Origin of the sequence: Lachnospira multipara LB2003 (assembly GCF_000702205.1) — a bacterium.
Classification (GTDB): Bacteria; Bacillota; Clostridia; order Lachnospirales; family Lachnospiraceae; genus Lachnospira; species Lachnospira multipara_A.
On the sequence record NZ_JNKW01000004.1, the window covers coordinates 15,343 to 37,024 of the forward strand.

A 21,682-nucleotide genomic window follows, 5' to 3' on the forward strand; every position below is an offset into this window, starting at 1 on the left:
TTTATATGCTAATTCATAAATATTGCTACCCAATATCTCTTACCATCTGAGCCATCTGCTACACCTATACCTACTCTTGTATATGATGAGCTTACCATACAGTTGTAGTGTGCCTGTGAATTATGCCATCCTGATACAATTCCCTGTGGTGTTCTCTGACCCTTGCCCATTACTTCACCAAAGCTTCCATACTGTCCGTAGTAATAGCAGATTGTCTTAGCTTCTTTGTATGTATTTTCTGCTACTTCGAATGGTCTTCTATGATGTCCACCTGCTACTAAGAAGAATGTGCTATCTGCATTCTCTGCTGCTCTATGACTTGCCATTACTGTAAGAGTTGGATCGTATGCTACGCTTGCAACTCCTACGTTAGCTCTTTCTTGATTAATTAAGTCATATACCTGTGATATCTCTGAAGCATAAATGCCTGCATTACTTTGTGCCATTGCATAGTAATCATCATCTGTTTTTCCTGTTATTGATACTTCGCCTGTGTACTGTGCTTCCTCTACTACTGGCTCTGGAGCTGGTTCTGGTGCTGGTTCTGGCTCTGGTGCTGGTTGTGCTTCCTGTGCCTGTGGTGCTTCATATGCTGGCTGTGGTGCTTCATATGCTGGCTGTGGTGCTTCATATGCTGGTGCTTGTGTTTCCTGTGTTTGTGTGCTTACTGTTGGAGCTTGTGTTGTTTCTTCGATTGTTGGTGCCTGTGTTGTTTCTTCCTTACGTTCACTAGCAATTCCTGTTGAGCCTACGATTGCTCCATATCCAAGATTTGTCTCTGGCTCTGTGCTAAATGTTACATTACCAGTTCCTGTTGCTAGTTCACTCTCACCTGCTACCTTTTCAGAAATAGAGCCATCCATTGCTCCTGCAGCGGCTACATTAATTGATACGCTGTCCTTAGAATTGTTGCTTCCTGCAAACTTACTTGCGAATACGGCACCTGTGCCGATAATTGCAATACCTGTGAATAAAGATATCATTTTAATTTTTCCTCTAGAATTTCCCATAATAAACTCTCCCATTCTCTCCTAACCTAATACAAAAGTTACTTATGAGTCCTAGATAAACACATGTATGTGATAATATTAAGTTTTGCTTATCGGACTTCCATGTCTATTAGACCTCCATGTCTTTACATCCTGTAAAATCCCTACCTCCTTGTAAGGATTAGAAAACTTATACCCTACTCTTTAACCTTAGCTTTTGATGAATAAAAAAAGCACCCTTGCCGGGTGCTTAAACTTCACATCTAAAAATAACTAATTAACCTTCTAAGATTAGTCATTAGATTAAATAAAGTGCAACCGGCTGCCATTCCTTTGTTAAAAGGAGAAGACCCTTTGGCTTTGCGTCCCTAGCTTTCGCTAGGTTTGCTAAAGTATTTAGTTCTCTATCTGACTTTATTATATCATCTATATATTATAAGTAAATAGTACTTTAGTACTATTTTTATAAAATTCTATTATTTTCGGGTGTGAATTTATTATTTTTAAATATTATTGCACTAATATTAGTACAATTTCTATTTTTCTCTATCAAATACGCTTGCGTAATAGCGCATGGTATTTATGTGGCTTTCATTTAGCTGTCCTTTGGTTAATCGCCATTTCCAGTTGCTTCCTGTACTTGATGGCATATTCATCCTTGCATGATTATCAAGTCCTAGGATATCCCATACTGCAAAAATTGTCAAAACTGAAACACTACTATAGGCTGCTCTAAATACCTTATCTAGTATTTCATTTCTATCTCTTGTTCCTAAATAATCAAAGGCATAAGCTAATTCCTCATCTGATCTTTCTTTAAAAAATCCCATTATTGTTTCATTATCATGGGTTCCTCCGTATACCACACAATTTTTTTCATAATTATATGGCAGATGTGGATTGTCTCTACTTCCACCAAAGGCAAACTCTAGAACTTTCATTCCTGGATAGGCATTTTTGGTTAATAACTCATCTACTTCTGGAACATAAACTCCTAAGTCTTCTGCTATTAACTTCTTACTCCCTAGTTCTTCATTGATTGCATCTAATAGGGCTTGCTTTGGGCCTTCCCTATACTCTCCATTTATTGCTGTCTTATCTTTTTCTGGTACTGCGTAGTATTTTACTATGCCTAAAAAATGATCTATTCTTATTACATCATATAGATTTGTCTGCCATTTTATTCTATTTCTCCACCATGTGTAGTTATCTTTCTTCATCCTATCCCAATCATATAAAGGATTTCCCCACTTCTGACCATCTGCGCTAAAGTCATCTGGTGGTACTCCCGCTACCTTTGTTGCTACTAGGTCTTTATCTAGCTGGAACTGTTCTTGGTTAGCCCATACATCTACACTATCATAGCCCATATAAATTGGTATGTCGCCTATTATCCCTATTCCTTTATTATTGGCATATTCCTTTAGCTTATCCCACTGCTCGTAGAATTTAAACTGAATAAATTTCCAAAAATCTATTTCATCCTCAAGTTCTTTGGTCTTCTTGTCTAATGCTTCTGGCTTTCTCCTTCTTAAATCTTCTTCCCAGTCTGCCCATGATTTAAAATTATTATCTACCTTTAATGCCATAAATAATGCATAATCTGTTAGCCATTTACTTTTGTCTAAAAATTTTTCATAAGCGGTCTTTATCTTATCTTCTTTAACTTTTTCCTTAAATCTATTATAGGCTAGTCGCAAAATATCAAATCTATTCAGATACATTTTTTCATAGCTTACGTATCTTCTATCTCCTATAGTTGGATCTATATTTAGCTGATAGCGATTATTTAATGCATCTTCTTCGCTAAGTTTAATAGGTACAATCCCATCGCCCCAATCACGCGCAAGCACTTCTGATTTTAACAATAGTTTTTCTTCAATTAGCTTGTCTAAGTCTATAAAATATGGATTCCCTGCATTAGCAGAATATGACTGATATGGGCTATCGCCATAGGTTGTTGGACCTAGTGGAAGCACTTGCCAATACTTATGATTTGTCTTATCTACAAAATCTACAAATTCATACGCTTCCTTACCAAAGGTTCCTATTCCATAAGGGGATGGTAGAGAACTTACAGGCATTAGTATTCCTGCACTTCTAGTGAATTTACTCTTTATCATGTTTCACCTCTAACTCTAACTTCATTAAAGCTTGCGCAATCTAGTGCCCATACCTTTGTGATGCCACACTTCAATTGCCTTGGTTTATAAAGTTACAAAACAAAAGGACGAGACCAAAGCCTCGTCCCTTTTATGCCTCGAATTTAAGCTTCTCCTAACTTTCGTTAGACCAATATGAAACTTTTCTTGATTATGCACTCATTCCTTGGCTTCATTACTTGCCTTCTCCTTTACTTGATTGATTCTTGTTACCTCTTCTTTAGTAAGTAACTTATCTGTATCAAGTAATATTACAAGTTTCCCATTCATATTAGCTACCCTATCAAGGTAATCGGCTTCCTCACACTTGGCTAATTCTGGCATTGTTACTATATTTTCACTATCTACATCGCCTATTTGATGAACTGCATCTACTACGAAAGCTAACAAAGTGTCCTTTGTGCTTACTACAATGCTGCTAATTTCATCATTTTTTCCATAGCTTTTTTTGGGAAAGCCAAATTTTTTTCTTAGATCGTAGGATGGTATTACATCTCCTCTTAGGTTGATGATTCCATCTACATATTCCGTTGCATTGGGTATACTAACTACTTCCAATTGTTTTTCAATTGATTGAACGAGTTCAATATCGACGCCAAAGAGCTGCTCATTTACCGAGAACACAACTGGTCTTGTATAGCTTGCCATTGTTTTTCCTCCTAGCACTTGTGCAAAAGCTAAGGTTAACACCCTAACTTCCATCAATATTTAATTCTCCCGTTTCATATCAGTTAAATTATAACATATTTTTTTAGTAGTGAAAACATTGTGATAATAGTTTATTCTGTATCTCCTGCCTTGGCTCCTGTGCTTAAATATATCAAGTATGCATTAATAAATGGGTCTATTCCCCCATCTAATACCATCTGGGCATTTCCTATGTCTTTACCTGTTCTGTGGTCTTTAACCATTGTATATGGCTGCAATATATAACTTCTTATCTGGCTACCAAAATTAATATCTTTAACATCACCTCTTATTTGGGCTGCGTTCTTAGCATTGGCTTCCTGTGCCTGTAGATATAATTTAGCCTTTAACATCTGCATAGCTTTTTCTTTATTTTGATGCTGTGATCTTTCATTCTGGCACTGTACTACTATTCCTGTTGGCAAATGTGTAATTCTTATGGCTGAACTTGTCTTATTAATATGCTGTCCACCGGCACCACTTGCTCTATATGTATCTATTCTTAAGTCATCTTCATTTATTTCAATGTCAATATCTGTATCTATATCTGGCATTACATCGCAGGATACAAATGATGTCTGTCTCTTTCCTGCTGCATTAAATGGTGATATTCTTACTAATCTATGTATTCCGTGCTCTGACTTTAAATGTCCATAGACATTATCTCCCTTTATTTCTATTGTAACTGACTTTATTCCTGCCTCATCGCCATCTAAATAATCAATTACTTCGTAACTGCAGTCATGTCTTTCTGCCCATCTTGTATACATTCTAAATAGCATCTGGCACCAATCGCAACTTTCTGTTCCACCTGCTCCTGCATGTAGTGTAAGAATTGCATTACAATCATCATATTCTCCTGATAATAGTGTCTCTACGCGTAATTCATCCATTTTATCGCTTAAGCTATTTACTTCATCTGTTACTTCATCTACTAGGGATGCATCATCTTCTTCCTCTGCCATCTCTATTAGTGTCTTAGTATCTTCTAATTTTCTTTGTAATTCATCATATTTTTCAAAGCTTGACTTTAAGGTCTTTAGCTCTTTCATTGCCATATTGGATTTTTCTGGATTATCCCAAAATCCTGGAGATTCCATATCTGCTTCTAATTCTTCTATTCTCTTAGTCTTAGAATCCAAATCAAGAGATTCTTTTATTCTTTCTAATGGTTTCTCTAAGGATTCTAGCTTAAATTTTAATTGATCATATTCAACCATATTGTCTCCTTTCTTGTGCACTTTTATTGTAACAAACATATGAAAATAAAACAGAGGAATACTCAATCTAATTAAAAAGAATAATCCTCTGTCTTTATTAGTAAATCCTATTGGACTTAAATTTATTTCTTAAGCTCTACCGCAGCAATTTTTATATTTCTTACCGCTTCCACATGGGCATGGATCATTAGGGTAAATCTTCTTATCTACTCTCTTAACAGGTCCCTTTACTGATGGTCCTTCATCCTTATTAGTTCCTGTTACCTTAGCTACCTGCTCTCTTTCTACTTTCTGTTCAACCTTAACATGCATAAGGAGTCTTACTGTATCCTCTGTTATGCCCTCTGTCATCTCGTTAAACATATCGTAGCCCATCATCTTATACTGAACTACTGGATCCTTCTGACCATATGCCTGTAAACCAATACCCTGCTTTAACTGATCCATATCATCAATATGATCCATCCACTTTCTATCAATTACCTTAAGTAAGATTACTCGCTCAAATTCACGAATCTGTTCTGGTTCTGGGAACTGTGCTTCTTTCTCTTCATAAAGCTTTACAGCTTTTTCCTTAAGGTCCTGAATAAGTTCATTCTTAGTCTTTATATTCTCATCTGGATAAACCTTAGGCAATGGAATTGTAGGAAGTAATAATTCATTAATTCCTTCATAATCCCATTCTGTATATGCTTGATCTTCATTAACTGTACGATTTATCACACTTTCTACGAAGTTAGTAATCATGTTAATGATTGACTTACGCATGTTCTCTCCATCAAGAACTTTTCTTCTTTCAGCATACATTATTTCACGCTGTTCATTCATTACCTGATCATATTCAAGTAAGTGACTTCTTATACCATAGTTGTTAACTTCAATCTTCTTTTGAGCTGATTCGATTGCCTTACTTAACATCTTATGTTCAAGCTGCTCATATTCATCTACACCTAATCTATTAAATGTATTAATTAAAGTCTCTTGTGCAAAAAGTCTCATTAAATCATCTTCAAGTGAAAGATAGAATCTAGATTCACCTGGGTCACCCTGACGACCAGCACGACCACGAAGCTGATTATCTATTCGTCTTGAATCATGTCTTTCTGTACCAATAATTTTAAGTCCACCAGCTGCTCTTGCTTCATCATCAAGCTTAATATCAGTACCACGACCAGCCATGTTTGTTGCAATTGTTACTGCTCCATGTTGACCTGCCTGTGCTACGATTTCAGCTTCCTTCTCGTGGAATTTAGCATTAAGTACATTATGTGGAATGCCTTCTTTTGTAAGCATTCTACTTAGTAATTCTGATGTCTCAATTGTTATTGTACCTACTAAGACTGGCTGTCCCTTAGCATGTGCTTCCTTAACTGCTTTAACTACTGCTGCAAACTTACCCTTCTTAGTCTTAAATACTGCATCATTTAAATCTACTCTTGCTATTGGCTTATTAGTTGGAACTTCTACTACATCAAGACCATAAATGTCTCTAAATTCCTTCTCTTCTGTAATAGCTGTACCTGTCATACCAGCCTTCTTCTTGAATTTATTAAAGAAGTTCTGGAATGTAATTGTAGCAAGTGTCTTACTTTCTCTCTTTACCTTTACCTTTTCCTTAGCTTCAATTGCCTGGTGAAGTCCATCTGAATAACGACGTCCTGGCATAATACGTCCTGTAAATTCATCTACGATTAATACTTCATCATCCTTAACTACATAATCCTTATCTCTATGCATAAGATAATTGGCACGAAGGGCAAGGGTTACATTATGCTGAATCTCTAAGTTCTCTGGATCTGCATAATTATCAATATGGAAGAATTGTTCTACCTTATGAACACCCTGTTCTGTTAAGTTAACAACCTTATCCTTCTCATTAACAATAAAGTCGCCATCTTCTTCTATCTCTTCCTGCATCATATACTGCATCTGAGTTAATTCACCCTTATATTCACCTTGCTTTAACTGTCTTGCAAGTACATCGCAAAGTTCATAAATCTTAGTTGATTTACCTGACTGACCTGAAATAATAAGTGGTGTTCTAGCCTCATCAATAAGAATTGAATCCACCTCATCGATAATACAATAATTAAGGTCACGAAGAACTAACTGTTCCTTATAAATTGCCATATTATCACGAAGGTAATCAAAACCTAATTCGTTATTAGTAACGTATGTAATATCACATGCATATGCTGCTTTTCTTTCTTCTGGTGTAAGGTCATGTAATACAATACCTACCTTTAATCCAAGGAATTCATGTATCTTACCCATCCACTCAGCATCACGCTTAGCTAAGTAATCATTAACTGTTACTACTAAAACACCTTTCTCTGTAAGGGCATTAAGGTATGATGGAAGTGTACAAACAAGTGTCTTACCTTCACCTGTACGCATCTCTGCAATACGTCCCTGATGGAGGATAATACCACCAATAATCTGTACTCTATAATGTTCCATTCCTAAAACTCTTCTAGATGCCTCTCTTACTGTTGCATATGCCTCTGGTAAAATATCATCAAGAGTTTCGCCTTTAGCTAATCTATCCTTAAATTCTCTTGTCTTAGCCTGTAATTGTGCATCTGATAATTTGCCGTATTCTTCTTTATAAGATTCGACTTTATCAGCTATAGGTGAAATTCTTTTAAGCTCACGTTCACTGTGAGTACCAAAAATTTTCTGAGCTAATCCCATTTTTATACGCTCCTTATTAAATCCTCTAATACTCCGTTTCATTATAAAAATAACAAAACTAATATGGGAATTATATTATTAAAAAAATTCCCAACATGCTTGTAATTGTACCATTTTGTTGATTAGTACGCAAGGCATTTAGCTTGCTTGCTAAAACTGCCTTAACTACAATGTATGTCTTACAATGTAGTCTATTCATCAAAGAAAGGGCACGCCTTAGCGTGCCCTCATTAATCACCTTTATTAGTTAATAAAAAAATCCTAATCAAGTTCTGGTTCAATAAGACCGTATGTGTTACCCTTTCTTTTATAAACAACATTAACTTCTTCTGTTTCTGAATTAAAGAATACAAAGAAATCATGTCCTAAAAGTTCCATCTGAACACAAGCTTCTTCTGGATCCATTGGCTTAATACCAAATCTCTTAGTACGAATAATCTTTACTTCATCTTCATCTTCGATTTCCTTCTCAATGAATTCCTTAGTGAAGCTAGCACGATTATTCTGCTTATCAACAATCTTATTCTTATACTTCTTTAACTGACGTTCAATAACCTCTTCCACAAGATCAATTGAAACGTACATATCACTACTTACCTCTTCAGCTCTAATAATATTGCCCTTTACTGGTATAGTGACCTCAATTTTCTGTCTTTCTTTCTCAACACTTAATGTAACATTGACTTCTGTCTCAGGAGCAAAGAATCTGTCCAACTTTCCAAGTTTTTCCTCTACTGCTGACTTTAGACCTTCTGTGATATCAATATTTCTTCCTGTTATAATAAAACGCATGATGTCCAACTCCTTTACATTAGATTGTCGTGGGAAAAACAACTTCACATATCTTATTACTTTCTAGAACATCTTATAATTTATTCAATTGTAGGAAAACTCCTTATTATGTGAATAAATGCTACTATTGTGTTCTATAAAAACCTCCTTAACACAAATCCCATATGTAAGTTTCACGACTATTAGATACCTTTAGTATCTTTATGTGTATATTATATCATATTTATAACATTAAACAAGTTTATATATGTGAAGTTTATATAAAAGTTATTTTTTCTTATCAACATATTTTTCCCCACAGTGTTGATAACTTTTCAAAAATATTAGTACTAAAGTAATGCTATATTTTAATAAATATGACCATCGTCTTATATTGTTAAAAGTCAACTTTTTATTATATTTTCTCTACTTTTTACAATTTTTTGTTCCCTCTTTTTGGGGGATAAATGTAGGTTTAATATTGTGTAAAAGCATTGTGGATAAGGTGGATAACTTTGTGGTTAACTATAAAAAGCCTTGAAATAGCGGTGTTTCGGCTGTGGATAAGTCGAAAGTTTCCACATTGACTCTGTCAACATTTTTCTTAATTTTTTTACTAGTTAAGAGTTTTTTTGTTAAAGATGCACAAAAAAATAAAATTCAATAGTATATTTTGATAGTTTTAGTAGTTAAAATAAACTGCTAATAAATATTTTTCATATCTAAAGTCATATTTATCAACAAAAACTATCTTGATAAGTGTGGATAAGTTATCAACAATCATTATTGATATATATTTTTATGGCTATTATTTAAGCTTTTTGTTATAATCATGTGGAAATTTTATCTGAATTTATTCTAGAAAGGATTGAGTATATATGCATAATATCATTATCACAGGTGCTTCTAGGGGAATTGGCTTTGCAATTGCAAAGGAACTTGCAAGTGCTAATACAAATATTCTTATTAGCAGTTTTCACAATTCTAAGCTATTAGATGAGGCTAGGGATATATTAGCTAGCAAATCTAACAAAGTTATTTCTTTTGTTGGTGATATGGGAAATTACGAAGATGTTTCTGCTATGTTTGACTTAGCTATTAAAGAATTTGGCAGTGTTGATATTGTTATCAACAACGCTGGTATCTCTATTGTGGGTCTTTTTCAGGATATGACTCCAAATGAATGGCAGGAAATTGTAAACACTAATCTTACTTCTGTTTATAACTGCTGCCATTTTGCCGTTAAGGACATGCTTAAAAGACACTGTGGAAAAATCATTAATATCTCCTCAGTATGGGGTCTTTATGGTGCTAGTTGTGAGGTCGCTTATAGCGCTACTAAAGGTGGAATTAATGCCTTTACTAAAGCTCTTGCTAAAGAACTTGCTCCTAGTAATATTAGCGTTAACGCTATTGCCTGCGGCGCTATTAATACTACAATGAACGGACATTTATCAGATGAAGAGATTAAGGAGCTTTCCTTAGAAATCCCTGCAGGTAGATTTGCTGAGCCAGAAGAAGTTGCTATTCTTGTTAGAAAAATCATTGAATCCCCAAATTACCTAACAGGTCAAGTTATTCAATTTGATGGTGCTTGGATTTAATTTTTAAATTCCTCTATGTCTACTGGATCTACGTGAATACTTATATAGCAATTATATTCTGATGCTATTTTTTGCTCTATTTCATCTACACACTTATGTGCCTGAACTAGGGGTGTATTCTTATCTATTTCAGCATGAAGGGATACAAATTTTCTTCCTGGGCCATAGTCATGTACTATTAAATCGTGGAAACCATATACCATTTCCTCTGATAGTACAATTTTTCTTATTCGTGCTACCATACAGTAGTCTGGAGCCTGGCCAAGTAGTGGAGAAATTGTATCCTTTGTTGTTGATACTCCTGCTATTATTACTAAAACTGCCACAAAGGCACCTGCATATCCATCTAAGTTAAATCCACATATATCACTAAAAAGTAAGGATATTAAAACCACACTTGTGGATAATACATCACTTAGGGAATCCTTTGATGTGGCAATCATTACTGTTGAGTCAAATTTCTTTCCTAATCTTCCATTTATTACCGATAAGAATACCTTGAAAAAAATAGACACCACTAAGATTAATATTGATATATAACTAAATTTGATTGTCCTTGGATTTATTATCTTATTAACTGAAGTGTGAAGTAATTCTATACCCATTACCACTATTAACTCTGCCACAAATAGACCTGCTATATATTCTATTCTGCCATGTCCATATGGATGCTCTTTATCTGCTGGCTTACATGCTAATTTAAAGCCCACTAGGGTTATTACTGATGATGCAGCATCTGAAAAATTATTAATTGCATCTGCCATTATTGATACTGCACCTGTTAATAATCCTGCAACTAGCTTTAGTACCACCAAAAGTATATTAACTCCTATTCCTATAAATCCTATTAGTGATCCTACCTTGGTTCTTTTTTGTATTTCATCTAAATTATCATAATCCTTTATGAATATTTTCAAAAAATTGTACATTACCCACCTCTAATTAATTAAAAAGTTATTTAAAATATAATATAAGAATCCTTGAAATTCAAGGCTCAAAACTTGATTTATGTATAGTTAACTTATATAATTTACTTATGTAATGCGGGATTTTTATATATTGGAGGACTTTACAATGACTGATTTTTTTACTCATTCTACAAATGAAGATACTGATATTCCTAAAAAACTAATTATGAATTTTCAAAAACGTTTAGAAAAAGCTCATCTTCCTATGCATTCTATTATGATTATGAGACATGACAAATTAATATATGAATCGCACTATGCTCCATATACTAGGGATTCTCTTCATAGAATGTTCTCTGTAACTAAGTCTTTTGTTTCTCTTGGTATTGGTTTACTTGCTGATGAAGGTAAACTCTCCCTTGATGATAAAATTATTGATTATTTTCCTGACAAACTTCCACAGGGTGAAATTCATCCTTTCCTTAAAATGATGACAATTAGGGATATGTTACAAATGAAGTCTTGTCACAGATTTACAACATACAAAGCTAGTGGCTGTAATGACTGGTTAGGTTCTTTTTTTACAACTACTCCTACTCACGTTCCTGGAACTAATTTTGCCTATGATACTTCTGCTACACATACTCTAGGCATTCTTATTGAACGTTTAACTGGAATGAATTTTCTTGACTATTTAAGGCATAAATTTCTTGATGAACTTGAATTTAGTAAAGATGCTTATGTATTAAAGGATCCTTCTGGTTTAAGTATGGGTGGTTCTGGCCTTAACTGTTCACCTTACGACTTACTTAAGGTTATGTACTTGGTTGTTAAAAAGGGTAACTGGTTTGGTAAACAATTACTTCCTGAATGGTATATAAAAGAGGCTACTTCTTTTCATTCAGACAACTGGGCAAAATCTGATGTTATTGAGGAAATGCAGGGTTATGGTTACCAATTTTGGCTAACTACACATAATGGTTTTGCTATGTATGGCATGGGTGGACAGCTCTCCGTCTATATTCCAAAATACGACATTATCCTTATAACAACTGCAGATGCACAAGGACGTAAAGGTGGTGTTCAGCTTATATACGATTCTTTCTATGATGAACTAATTGATAGGCTTGATTCCTACGATTATGCAAAAGACCCCGTATCATATGATGAACTAATGGCTTATGCTAGTTCTAGAAAACTTGAAGTTATGCCAAAATTTACTGATAGATCTAGTAATTGTTATAATGATATCCTTGATAAAATTAATGGGCGTAAATACGAGGCTATTGGTGATAATGTGTGCACTGTTAAAAACTTTTCTATTGAGATTTCTGATGATAAGGAAAGTGGTATTTTTCATTACAGCAATTCTTTCGGAGACTTTTCTCTTCCCTTTGGTCTTGGAAAAAATATTATTAGTAAATTCGCTAATTACAATTTAAGAATAGCTGCTTGTGCTTCTCTTAGAACTTGTGATTTACTTGATATTAAGATTCAGGTTATAGATGAGGTTCTTGGAAATCTTTACTTTGCCCTTAATTTCAAAGACCCCTTTATTACTGTTATGATGAGAAAAATCGAAGAACACACCTTTAATGAATACGACGGTGTATTCTCAGCAAAAATAATCGAAGAATAATAAAAGACATACAATTATTTGTGTCAAATGCAAAGCGTTTCACTTATAATTGTATGTCTTATTTTTACATATACTTATTTTGTTTTTCCTTCTTAACTATATCTAAGATTTCCTCTATTCTTCTATCATAGCTATGTTCTTTCTCTACTTTCTCAAGTCCATTTTGTGCTATCTTTATTCTTTCTTCATCGTGTTCTAAATAGTAAAGCGTCTTTGTCACTGCCTCTTCTATTGTTGAATAACACTCTATTTCCTTACCTTCTATAAAGTAATCTCTTATTTCTATCTGTCTATTACTAAGCAAAAAGCCTCCGCTTCCAAGTACATCCCAAACTCTAAGGGGGATTCCACTTCTAATATTCCTTAAGGATATATTTAAGTTTATCTTAGAATTATTAAATACCTTAGGCATTGTTTTCTTATAATCCACAAAATCTTTAACTCTTACACCTCTTAATTTATCATCTGCATTATCTGTGTATAAATCCATAGTATATCTATCTTTAATAGCTGATGCTAATGCATTAATTGTTACTACTCTTTCCATATTGGCTAATTTAAAGCCTAAAAAGGTATTAGTAAACACTAATGCTAAATCAGAAAATGAACCTTCACTTTGAACAAAGCTTGTTGCCTCTAATAATTCTTCTAATATCTTTGGACTAAGACTTTCATCTATCAACTCCATCCCTGGAATAAATAGCTGTTCCTTTAATACCTCCATAAAGTAATCCCTTAATTCTTCTGGAAGTTTCCCTGCTATTGCATCAAAGGAATTTCTATGATACATACTTCCTACAAAGGACACATCTGATTTAAGCCCTGCATTAATTTCTTCCTTACTTTTCCTTTTTATTGTTTCTTGTAATCTAGCAGCATTTACTGCTAATGGTAAATAATAGACATGCTCTAATCCTAAGTCCTTTATTTGTATATAAAAGAACTTATCAAATATAAAAATGTAATTACACTTATTATAAATTGATTCATGAAAAAGTGATATTAGTGGTGAATCCACACTCCAGGACACATATGGTATCTGCAACTCTTCGCATATATTAGACACATGGGCAAAATAATTAAAGGAGAAGACTATATCTACTCCTTTAATTTTATTATAAACCTCAGCATAATTGTGAAATTTAAGCCCCTTATCCTCATCTATATATACTGATGCTTCCTCGTATTCTATTACGTTAACGCCTAAGTTTCTAAGACTTTCTGCTATGTCTTCCTGATTAAATACTTTCCAACGATAAAGCAAACAATTCATATTATCACCAATTTTTCACGAGTTTTCTTTAGTTTATTTTACTATTTTTCATTGAAATATTCAACCAGCTCTTCAATTGGTACTGGTCTGGCATAGGCAAATCCTTGGATATACTCAAATCCCTTTTCCTTAGCAAAACTACTCTGTTCTTCTGTTTCAACACCTTCTACCAAAGTAACAATTCCCTGTTTTTTTACTAACTCTATTATAGCCTCTAGCATTTCTTCTGTATATTTATTGCTTAATGACTTATAGAATATGGATTTATCAAATTTAATTGTCATAAAATTCTGACTTGTCATTCGCTCTAGATTAGAATAACCTGTTCCGTAATCATCTAAATAAAACTCTATTCCTGCATCTCTTAGTTTTTCTACATTTAGCTTTACTACGTCGTGTTTTTCAAACATTTCACTTTCTGTTATTTCTAATCGTATTTTATTACATGCTATGTTATATTTTTTTATTACTGACATTATATCTGAGAAAAATCTGCTGTCTGATAGTTCTGTTGCTGATATATTTATTGTTATTGCATCAAACTCATATTTACTATCATATTTACTTATAAATTCACAGACCTTTGTTACCATGCATAGGGTTAAGGTATGTATAAATCCTCTACTTTCTGCCAGTCTTATAAACATATCTGGTGGTATTTTTTGTCCATTTATTTCTAGTCGCATTAGAGCTTCTGCTGCCCTAAATTTCTTATCAGAAACCCTTAATATTGGTTGTGCATAGCAAAGAACTCTTTCATCTAAATATTTTTTGCCTTCTCTTATTTCTTCAAATACGCTTATTATCTGGCGTTCCTGGGCATATTTTTTAAGCTTATTATCATCTAAATATACAAATTCGTTTATATTGAATTCTGTTGTATAATTTTTTAATAGATGTCTATTTATTTCTTTTATGTCCTTTATTGATGTTATTAAACTGTTCTTTCTATAGCAAATTGCCTTGAAATATGTTATTTCATCAAAGACTGTGGTTGCATAATTCATGACCTTGTTTAACTCTGTCAAGAAAAATTCTAAATCCTCTGACTTATCTCCCCTACATATCTTCTTTACTACTACATAATCTGTAGCGTTTACTTTAAAGACTGTTGTGTGTCTTATCTTTCTATTTAGATAATTTACAGCATATGCCACGTGTCCATCAATTTTATTTACTATTTCATTGTCTAATACATTATTTAATTGCGGATACTTCACATATGCAAAATAAAAATCTAACTTTGCAAGTAATAACAATTTTATTTTTGATTCTAGGGATTCTTTATTCATACATCCTGTTACCTCATCCACTGGATTTGAATGAAATAGCATATAAAAAATTGTAAATGGCAATACATAAGTTACGCTTAATATAATTGTGTCTGAATTAACTATCTGAAATGCTAAAGCTAATGCATCTATTGGAATAAATATTAATATATTAATTAATACAAACCTCGATAAATTCTTTCTATTTAGTATTGAGCTTACAAAGCTTATTGTTGCTACTGATATTCCTTCTATGGCTAAAAATCTAAATAGTCCATCTATAAATACTCTATTAGTAACTTCGATTACTAAATAGCCTTTAAAATAGCAAATTAAAGCTGCTATAAAAAATTGCATCTGAAATATTATGCTTTGTATAATTATATTTTTCTTCTGAATTCGTCTATTAGGTGCTAACAAAACAATATACATCAATATTGATTGTAAAATATAATTATAGAATACTATTATTGCAAAAGTCAGTATGCTTATCTCTAAAAAACTTATTTGTGTGTCTCTTTCAGCTATAACACATAGATCTATTGTTAGTATTATCTCTGCAATAGATATAAACATACCTAATAAAACTAATGGATATCCAATCGAAATCCTTGGTCTTGTATATAACATAAAAAAAAGCATTACTATAGCAATGCCCAACATCAAGTATTCCGCTGTCAATGAATAATAAGAATATCCTCTTATATGGTATATCCCATAAATTAAAAATTCCATCTAATTATTCCTTCTCTTTTATTTAATTATTCTCCCATTATTTTTTATTATACTTTATGTATATATTTATTTCAAGTAATTGGAAACTACGGCGAAAAAAATACCAAATGGGATATTTTATAGATTTTTTCTATATTTTCCCATTTGGTATCTTGTTATAAATAAATTGTTAATAAAAATTTTAGATTTAGCTATGCTTACTGTCGACATGCGTAATCTAATACCTGGAAGTAATTCTCAAAAGTCTTTCCACAACATTCATAGTCGTCTATCTCTATTCCATCCACCACTAATCCTATTAAAGCAAATGCCATTGCCATTCTATGATCATCATGGGTTCCGACTACTCCTGGCTTAATCTTACCTGGTGTTATATCGATTCTATCTTCATATTCCTTAACTTCAATTCCTAGATTAGTTAATTCTGTTACTATACTCTTTATTCTATCTGATTCTTGAAGTCTTATATGTCCTATATTCCTTATTGTTGTACTAGTCTTAGCAAATGGTGCTATGGCTGCTAATGTCATTGTCTGGTCTGAGAAATCATTCATATCTATATCTATACCATTGAATTCTCCATTATATGGTCCTGTTACACATATGCCTTCTCTTTCCTCTGTTACTGCACATCCTAACTGCTTTAATACATCTAAGAATTTCATATCTCCTTGCATTACATTAGAATGTACATTTTTTACAAGGGCTCTTCCTCCTGTTATGGCTGCTGCTCCATAAAAATAACATGCTGCTGATACATCTGGTTCTATCTGATATGTACTTGATCTATAATGCTCATCTGCTGGTACATCATAAACGGATTCGTTATGGAATACCTCGCAACCAAACTGTCTCATCATATTCATTGTTATATTAATATATGAACCGCTTGTCTTCTTAGATGTTATCTGTACTTTTAATCCATCCTGTAACATTGGTGCTGTCATAAGTAGGGCACTTAAAAACTGTGTACTCTTGCTTATATCTATATATACCTTATTAGCTGGTATCTTACCGCCTACTCTTGCTCCTACTACCTTTACTGGTAAATGTCCTTTTTCTTCAAGATATGTAAAGCTAGCACCTAAGCTCTCTAATGCCTCAAACAATGGTAACATTGGTCTTCTCTTCATCTGCTCTGATGCATTTATTGTATATGTTCCATCTGATAGGGCTAACATTGATGTTAAAAATCTTGCTGCTGTTCCTGCACTTCCCACATCTATTGTTGCCTCTTTTTTAGGAATATTGCCATCGCATCCCTTAACTGTTACATATCTCTCTACTTCATTAACCTGCATCTTAAAGCCAAGTGATAATAGGCATGTTATAAAGTGTCTTGAATCATCTGAAAATAATACTCCATTTAGAGTACATTCTTCATTGGACAAGGCTGCAAGTAATAGCGCTCTATTAGTTACACTCTTAGAACCTGGTACTTCTACAACGGCATTAAAGGGATGTGTTATCTTTTTTATTCGTATTCTTGACATTAGAAAATTCTCCTAGAAACTAGTTATTTATATTTATTATTAATCCAATATTATCTCTCATCTATTGTTGTATATGGTCTATGATGACCTACATACTTATAAGCTGGACGAATAATCTTTCCTGCATTTACTAATTCCTCTAGTCTATGTGCACACCAGCCTGAAATTCTTGCTGTAGCAAACATTGGTGTAAACATTTCCTCAGGAATTCCTAACATAGTATAAACTAATCCACTATAAAAATCCACATTAGCACATACTGGTTTAAACATTTTTCTCTTGTTCATAATTAGGCTTCCTGCTTCTTTTTCTACTGTCTCATAAAGAGCGAATTCCTTAGTCATTCCCTTTTCTTTAGATAATTGCTTAGCAAAGCTTTTAAGGATTACTTCTCTTGGATCTGAGTTTGTATATACTGCATGTCCCATACCATAGATTAATCCTGCTCTATCAAAGGCTTCCTTATCAAGTATCTTGTTAAGATATTCTTTAATACTTTCTGTATCTTCCCAGTCTGATACATGTGTCTTAATATCTTCAAACATCTCTTGTACCTTAAGGTTAGCACCACCGTGCTTTGGTCCCTTTAGGGATGCTATTGATGCTGCTATTGCTGAATATGTATCTGTTCCTGATGATGTTACTACGTGAGTTGTAAATGTTGAGTTATTACCACCACCATGCTCTGCATGTAATACTAAGCATATATCTAATACCTTAGCCTCTAATTCTGTGAAATTTCCATCATCTCTTAACATATAAAGGATATTCTCTGCTGTTGAATATCCCTTCTTAGGATTCTTTATCATTAATGTTCCATCTAATCTAAAATGTCTAAATGCCTGATATGCATATACTGTTAATAAAGGCATCTTAGCTATTAGCTGTAAACTCTGTCTTAATACGTTAGGTACTGAGATATCGTCTGGATGCTCATCATATGAATATAAACTTAATATTGATTTCATTAAGGAATTCATTAAATTATCAGATGTTGCCTTCATTATTACGTCTCTAATAAAGGCTCCTGATAATTCCTGTAAATCTGTCTGTATACGTACGAATCTCTTTAACTGGTCTTCTGTTGGTAATTTACCAAATAACAATAGATATGTTGCTTCCTCAAAACGAAATCTATCTGTCTTAGAATTCTTTATTAGATCTTCTACATTGTAACCCTGAAAATATAATTCTCCATCTACTGGTATCTTTCTTCCGTTAATGCTTTGATTACCAAGTACATCAGATATCTCTGTTAGTCCTGTTAATACTCCATTACCATTACTATCTCTAAGGCCACGCTTTACATCATATTCTATATATAAATTCTGATCTATAGAACCAGAAGCTGTAACTTCCTTTACTAATTCCTCGAACTCGCTATTATCTACGGTTGTAAGCGCCATCATTTCCTGGTTGTTCATGGGCAAATCCTCCTTTATGCCTATATAATCACCCTGGTTCCTCATTATTAAGAATATAGGTTTCTTCTTAATAATCTCAGGGTGATTAGACAACTCCTCATTGTTGTCTGACATCATGTGATGTCCTTTGTATTATGCAGTAAAGTGGGGATGTTGTCAAGCAAATCCCCACTTTTTCTTTATAATATTAAGTTATTTCGTAATCGACTTTATTTTATTTTGTTTTCACTTAATTTAATAAGGCTAATTTTTTAATTATTGCTATTATTTATCTGCGACTGATGTTCTTCATTCTCTATATCAAGTTTTGTTACATATCTATCATCGATGCTCTCTTCATTTATTTGTAATGTATCTTTACTGTCTTTATTCTTAGTTTCCTGTCTTGTCTGTAATATGGCATTGGATAATTCTAGAAGATCTTTATCACTTCCTTCACTAAATCCTGCTCTATTTAGTGCTAAACCATTCTCATTGTTAAAAAAGATGTATATGTAATCACTATCTTTCTCTACTATATACACGTCTTTCCACTTTAATACGTCCACATCTTGTTCTTCATCTTCTACTTCTATTTCTTCTGAATCTATTGTGTACTTAAATTCTAAGCCTATCATGTTCTTATATAGATTATTAAAGCGTTTCTTGCTATCACTTTCTAATAAATACATTCCTATAAATAAAAATACTCCTGCTGCCAGTCCATAAAATACTGTTAAAAATACATCTTGCCTTTCATCTTGTGTTAGTAATAAGACCATATATCTTACAAATAGCATCAAAAATACTAATCCTGCAAGATTATATATTAACTTAAATCTCTTATATTTTTCATTTCGAAAATTGCTTGCTTTATTCAAACCTTCCAAAGTTTCTTGCGTAAAAACTGTACTGTTTTTTATTACCATTGCTTCCTCCAAAACTTTCTATTAGTTTCATGTTCTGTTATAATTTATTTAGTATTTAATAATTATTACTATTTTACCACATTTTTATTAGATTTGTAAGATTATGGAGGTTTATATGGGTATTGCTGTTATAACTGGGGCTAGTTCCGGTATTGGTAAGGAAATGGCTAAAATTCTTAGCCACAAAGGTTATTCTCTTATTCTTGTTGCTAGAAACAAGGTATTACTTGATGAGCTTAGTGCTACTCTTCCTACTAAGACTAAAACTCTTAGTCTTGACCTTAGTAAAAAGGCTGATATTTTTAAACTTGTTAAATACATAAAAAAGAAAAAAATCGATATTTTTATTAATAATGCTGGTTTTGGAGATGTTGGGGATTTTGATAAGACTAGCCTTTCTAAGGAACTTGATATGATTGATGTTAATATTAAGGCGCTTCACATTCTTACTAAAGCTGCCCTTAAAATCATGAAGAGACGAAACTACGGCTATATTCTTAATGTTGCTAGTAGTGCTGGACTTTTTTATGGCGGTCCTTATATGGCTACTTACTATGCTAGTAAAGCTTATGTAACTAGCCTTACTACTGCTATTAGCTCTGAACTTAAAGCTTCTAAATCTAATGTTTCTATTAGCGCTTTATGTCCTGGTCCTGTTAATACTAACTTTAATAATGTGGCTAATGTTAAGTTTGATCTTAGTGGCATTAGTGCTAGGGAATGTGCTAAGGTCGCTATTGATGGTATGTTTAAGAAAAAGCTTATTATTATTCCTACTATCTATATGAAATTAGCTGTCTTTGGCAATAAATTCTTACCTAGACAGCTATCTGCAAGAATTGTTGGTAAACAACAATCTAAAAAAATCTATAATTAGTGTTTTTTCCAAAAGGATATATGTTCCTTTTCTACTATGTTGGTGTTATTAAGAAGGACTTTTACTGCAAGTTTATATTCTTCCATTTTCTGGGATTTTTTTACTTGCTTTACGTCCTTCTTATCATCAAATACGTATTCCATATAGCACCACATTTCCTTCATTCTATGAATTGCGTGCTTATCTCCTGACATTATTTTTAGTCTTTCATTTAGGACTTTTTCATGGAATTTACTTAATTGTTCCTTATCTTTTTGTAAGTCCCTTACGTAATTAACAGGATCTTCTGCCTTTAATACATTTATTAATGCTGGATCTGCTACTAGACCTCTTCCTAGCATTATTGCATCACACTCTTTAAACTCTGTTAAAAAGTCTAAATAATCTCTTCTTGTAAATATATCTCCGTTATATACTACTTTGTTAGTGCTCATTCTCAGGGCATATTTAAAGGCTTCTTTATTTACTTCGTTCTTATAAAAATCCGTTCTTATTCTTGGATGTACTATTATTTCTTCTAGCTTATATTTATTATATACGCCTATTATTTCTTCCCAGTTACTTGCTGTATCTAGTCCTATTCTTGTCTTTAGTGATATTTTTATATTATTGTCCTGCACGTATTTATCTGACATTGTCTCATATAAGAATTTATCTAGACCTTCTATATCTCCTAAAAAGCCTGAGCCCTTTTTCTTTGATACTACTGTGCCTGATGGACATCCTAAATTTAAGTTAATTTCTTCATATCCTAACTCTTTATGAAGCTTTTTTATTGTCCATATAAAATCCTTAGAATTATTGGTCATTACCTGTGGGACCACATAGAGGCCTTTGTTGTTGTCCCTATCTACGTCTCGCATTTCTTTTGTTAAAAAATTCTCTGAACTATTTGGCGATATAAAGGGCGTAAAGTACTTGGCTATTTTTCCCTTGCCATATACCTGCTCATACGAATTTCTAAATGTATAATCTGTTAAACCTTCTAATGGCGCTAAATATATATCCATTTTATTTCCTATCTATC

At 33.0% G+C, this 21,682-nt stretch carries 16 protein-coding genes and 1 riboswitch; of the genes, 3 read left to right on the plus strand and 13 right to left on the minus strand.

Annotation, left to right across the window (positions count from 1 at the left end; genetic code table 11):
* Positions 1-8: 8 nt before the first annotated feature.
* From T537_RS0102735 to hpf, 6 genes are all read right to left on the minus strand, one after another.
* Positions 9-1,010: a CAP domain-containing protein gene (locus T537_RS0102735; protein WP_031556203.1), complete on the minus strand. Its 1,002-nt coding sequence runs from the start codon at positions 1,008-1,010 to the stop codon at positions 9-11.
* 289 nt (positions 1,011-1,299) lie between these two features.
* Positions 1,300-1,388, minus strand: a riboswitch (cyclic di-GMP riboswitch).
* 137 nt (positions 1,389-1,525) lie between these two features.
* Complete coding sequence (gene malQ, locus T537_RS0102740) at positions 1,526-3,112, minus strand: 4-alpha-glucanotransferase (RefSeq protein WP_031556205.1); 1,587 nt, start codon at positions 3,110-3,112, stop codon at positions 1,526-1,528.
* Positions 3,113-3,310: 198 nt separating this feature from the next.
* Entirely contained in the window at positions 3,311-3,799 is a 489-nt protein-coding gene (locus T537_RS0102745; RefSeq protein ID WP_031556206.1) for a chemotaxis protein CheW, read from the minus strand.
* Between the two features lie 131 nt (positions 3,800-3,930).
* Complete coding sequence (gene prfB / locus T537_RS0102750) at positions 3,931-5,058, minus strand: peptide chain release factor 2 (RefSeq protein WP_027437091.1); 1,128 nt, start codon at positions 5,056-5,058, stop codon at positions 3,931-3,933.
* A gap of 129 nt (positions 5,059-5,187) precedes the next feature.
* Entirely contained in the window at positions 5,188-7,752 is a 2,565-nt protein-coding gene (secA, locus tag T537_RS0102755; RefSeq protein WP_027437090.1) for a preprotein translocase subunit SecA, read from the minus strand.
* Between the two features lie 261 nt (positions 7,753-8,013).
* The gene (gene hpf, locus T537_RS0102760) at positions 8,014-8,544 is read right to left on the minus strand and encodes a ribosome hibernation-promoting factor, HPF/YfiA family (RefSeq protein ID WP_027437089.1); all 531 of its coding nucleotides are present in this window, start codon (positions 8,542-8,544) and stop codon (positions 8,014-8,016) included.
* Between the two features lie 857 nt (positions 8,545-9,401).
* Between hpf and ymfI the strand changes: the two genes are divergently transcribed.
* The gene (gene ymfI, locus T537_RS0102765; RefSeq protein ID WP_031556207.1) at positions 9,402-10,127 is read left to right on the plus strand and encodes an elongation factor P 5-aminopentanone reductase; all 726 of its coding nucleotides are present in this window, start codon (positions 9,402-9,404) and stop codon (positions 10,125-10,127) included.
* Here the strand turns inward: ymfI and T537_RS0102770 are convergent.
* Positions 10,124-11,056 (minus strand): cation diffusion facilitator family transporter, encoded by a 933-nt coding sequence (locus T537_RS0102770; protein ID WP_051637144.1) that lies wholly within the window; start codon positions 11,054-11,056, stop codon positions 10,124-10,126. The two genes, ymfI and T537_RS0102770, sit on opposite strands and share 4 nt — an antisense overlap.
* A gap of 145 nt (positions 11,057-11,201) precedes the next feature.
* Between T537_RS0102770 and T537_RS0102775 the strand changes: the two genes are divergently transcribed.
* A complete protein-coding gene (locus T537_RS0102775; protein ID WP_051637145.1) occupies positions 11,202-12,674 on the plus strand; it encodes a serine hydrolase domain-containing protein in 1,473 nt (490 codons plus the stop codon).
* Between the two features lie 64 nt (positions 12,675-12,738).
* Here the strand turns inward: T537_RS0102775 and T537_RS0102780 are convergent, their stop codons facing one another.
* The 5 genes from T537_RS0102780 to T537_RS0102800 all read right to left on the minus strand — a co-directional run bounded on the left by T537_RS0102780 (position 12,739) and on the right by T537_RS0102800 (position 19,778).
* Positions 12,739-13,947 carry a CgeB family protein gene (locus T537_RS0102780; protein WP_031556212.1) on the minus strand — a complete coding sequence of 403 codons (1,209 nt, stop codon included), beginning with the start codon at positions 13,945-13,947 and terminating at the stop codon, positions 12,739-12,741.
* Positions 13,948-13,988: 41 nt separating this feature from the next.
* Complete coding sequence (locus T537_RS0102785; protein ID WP_031556215.1) at positions 13,989-15,953, minus strand: EAL domain-containing protein; 1,965 nt, start codon at positions 15,951-15,953, stop codon at positions 13,989-13,991.
* A 197-nt stretch (positions 15,954-16,150) separates the two neighbouring features.
* Positions 16,151-17,446 carry a 3-phosphoshikimate 1-carboxyvinyltransferase gene (gene aroA / locus T537_RS0102790; protein WP_031556217.1) on the minus strand — a complete coding sequence of 432 codons (1,296 nt, stop codon included), beginning with the start codon at positions 17,444-17,446 and terminating at the stop codon, positions 16,151-16,153.
* A 50-nt stretch (positions 17,447-17,496) separates the two neighbouring features.
* Positions 17,497-18,870, minus strand: coding sequence for a citrate/2-methylcitrate synthase (locus T537_RS0102795; protein ID WP_027437084.1), 1,374 nt, complete (start codon positions 18,868-18,870; stop codon positions 17,497-17,499).
* Positions 18,871-19,121: 251 nt separating this feature from the next.
* On the minus strand, positions 19,122-19,778 hold the full coding sequence (locus tag T537_RS0102800) for a YcxB family protein (RefSeq protein WP_027437083.1): 657 nt from the start codon (positions 19,776-19,778) through the stop codon (positions 19,122-19,124).
* A 115-nt stretch (positions 19,779-19,893) separates the two neighbouring features.
* Here T537_RS0102800 and T537_RS0102805 point away from each other — a divergent pair, with 115 nt between their 5' ends.
* A complete protein-coding gene (locus T537_RS0102805) occupies positions 19,894-20,655 on the plus strand; it encodes an SDR family NAD(P)-dependent oxidoreductase (RefSeq protein ID WP_155895222.1) in 762 nt (253 codons plus the stop codon).
* Here the strand turns inward: T537_RS0102805 and T537_RS0102810 are convergent.
* On the minus strand, positions 20,652-21,665 hold the full coding sequence (locus T537_RS0102810; protein WP_027437081.1) for a tRNA-dihydrouridine synthase family protein: 1,014 nt from the start codon (positions 21,663-21,665) through the stop codon (positions 20,652-20,654). The two genes, T537_RS0102805 and T537_RS0102810, sit on opposite strands and share 4 nt — an antisense overlap.
* Positions 21,666-21,682: the final 17 nt, after the last annotated feature.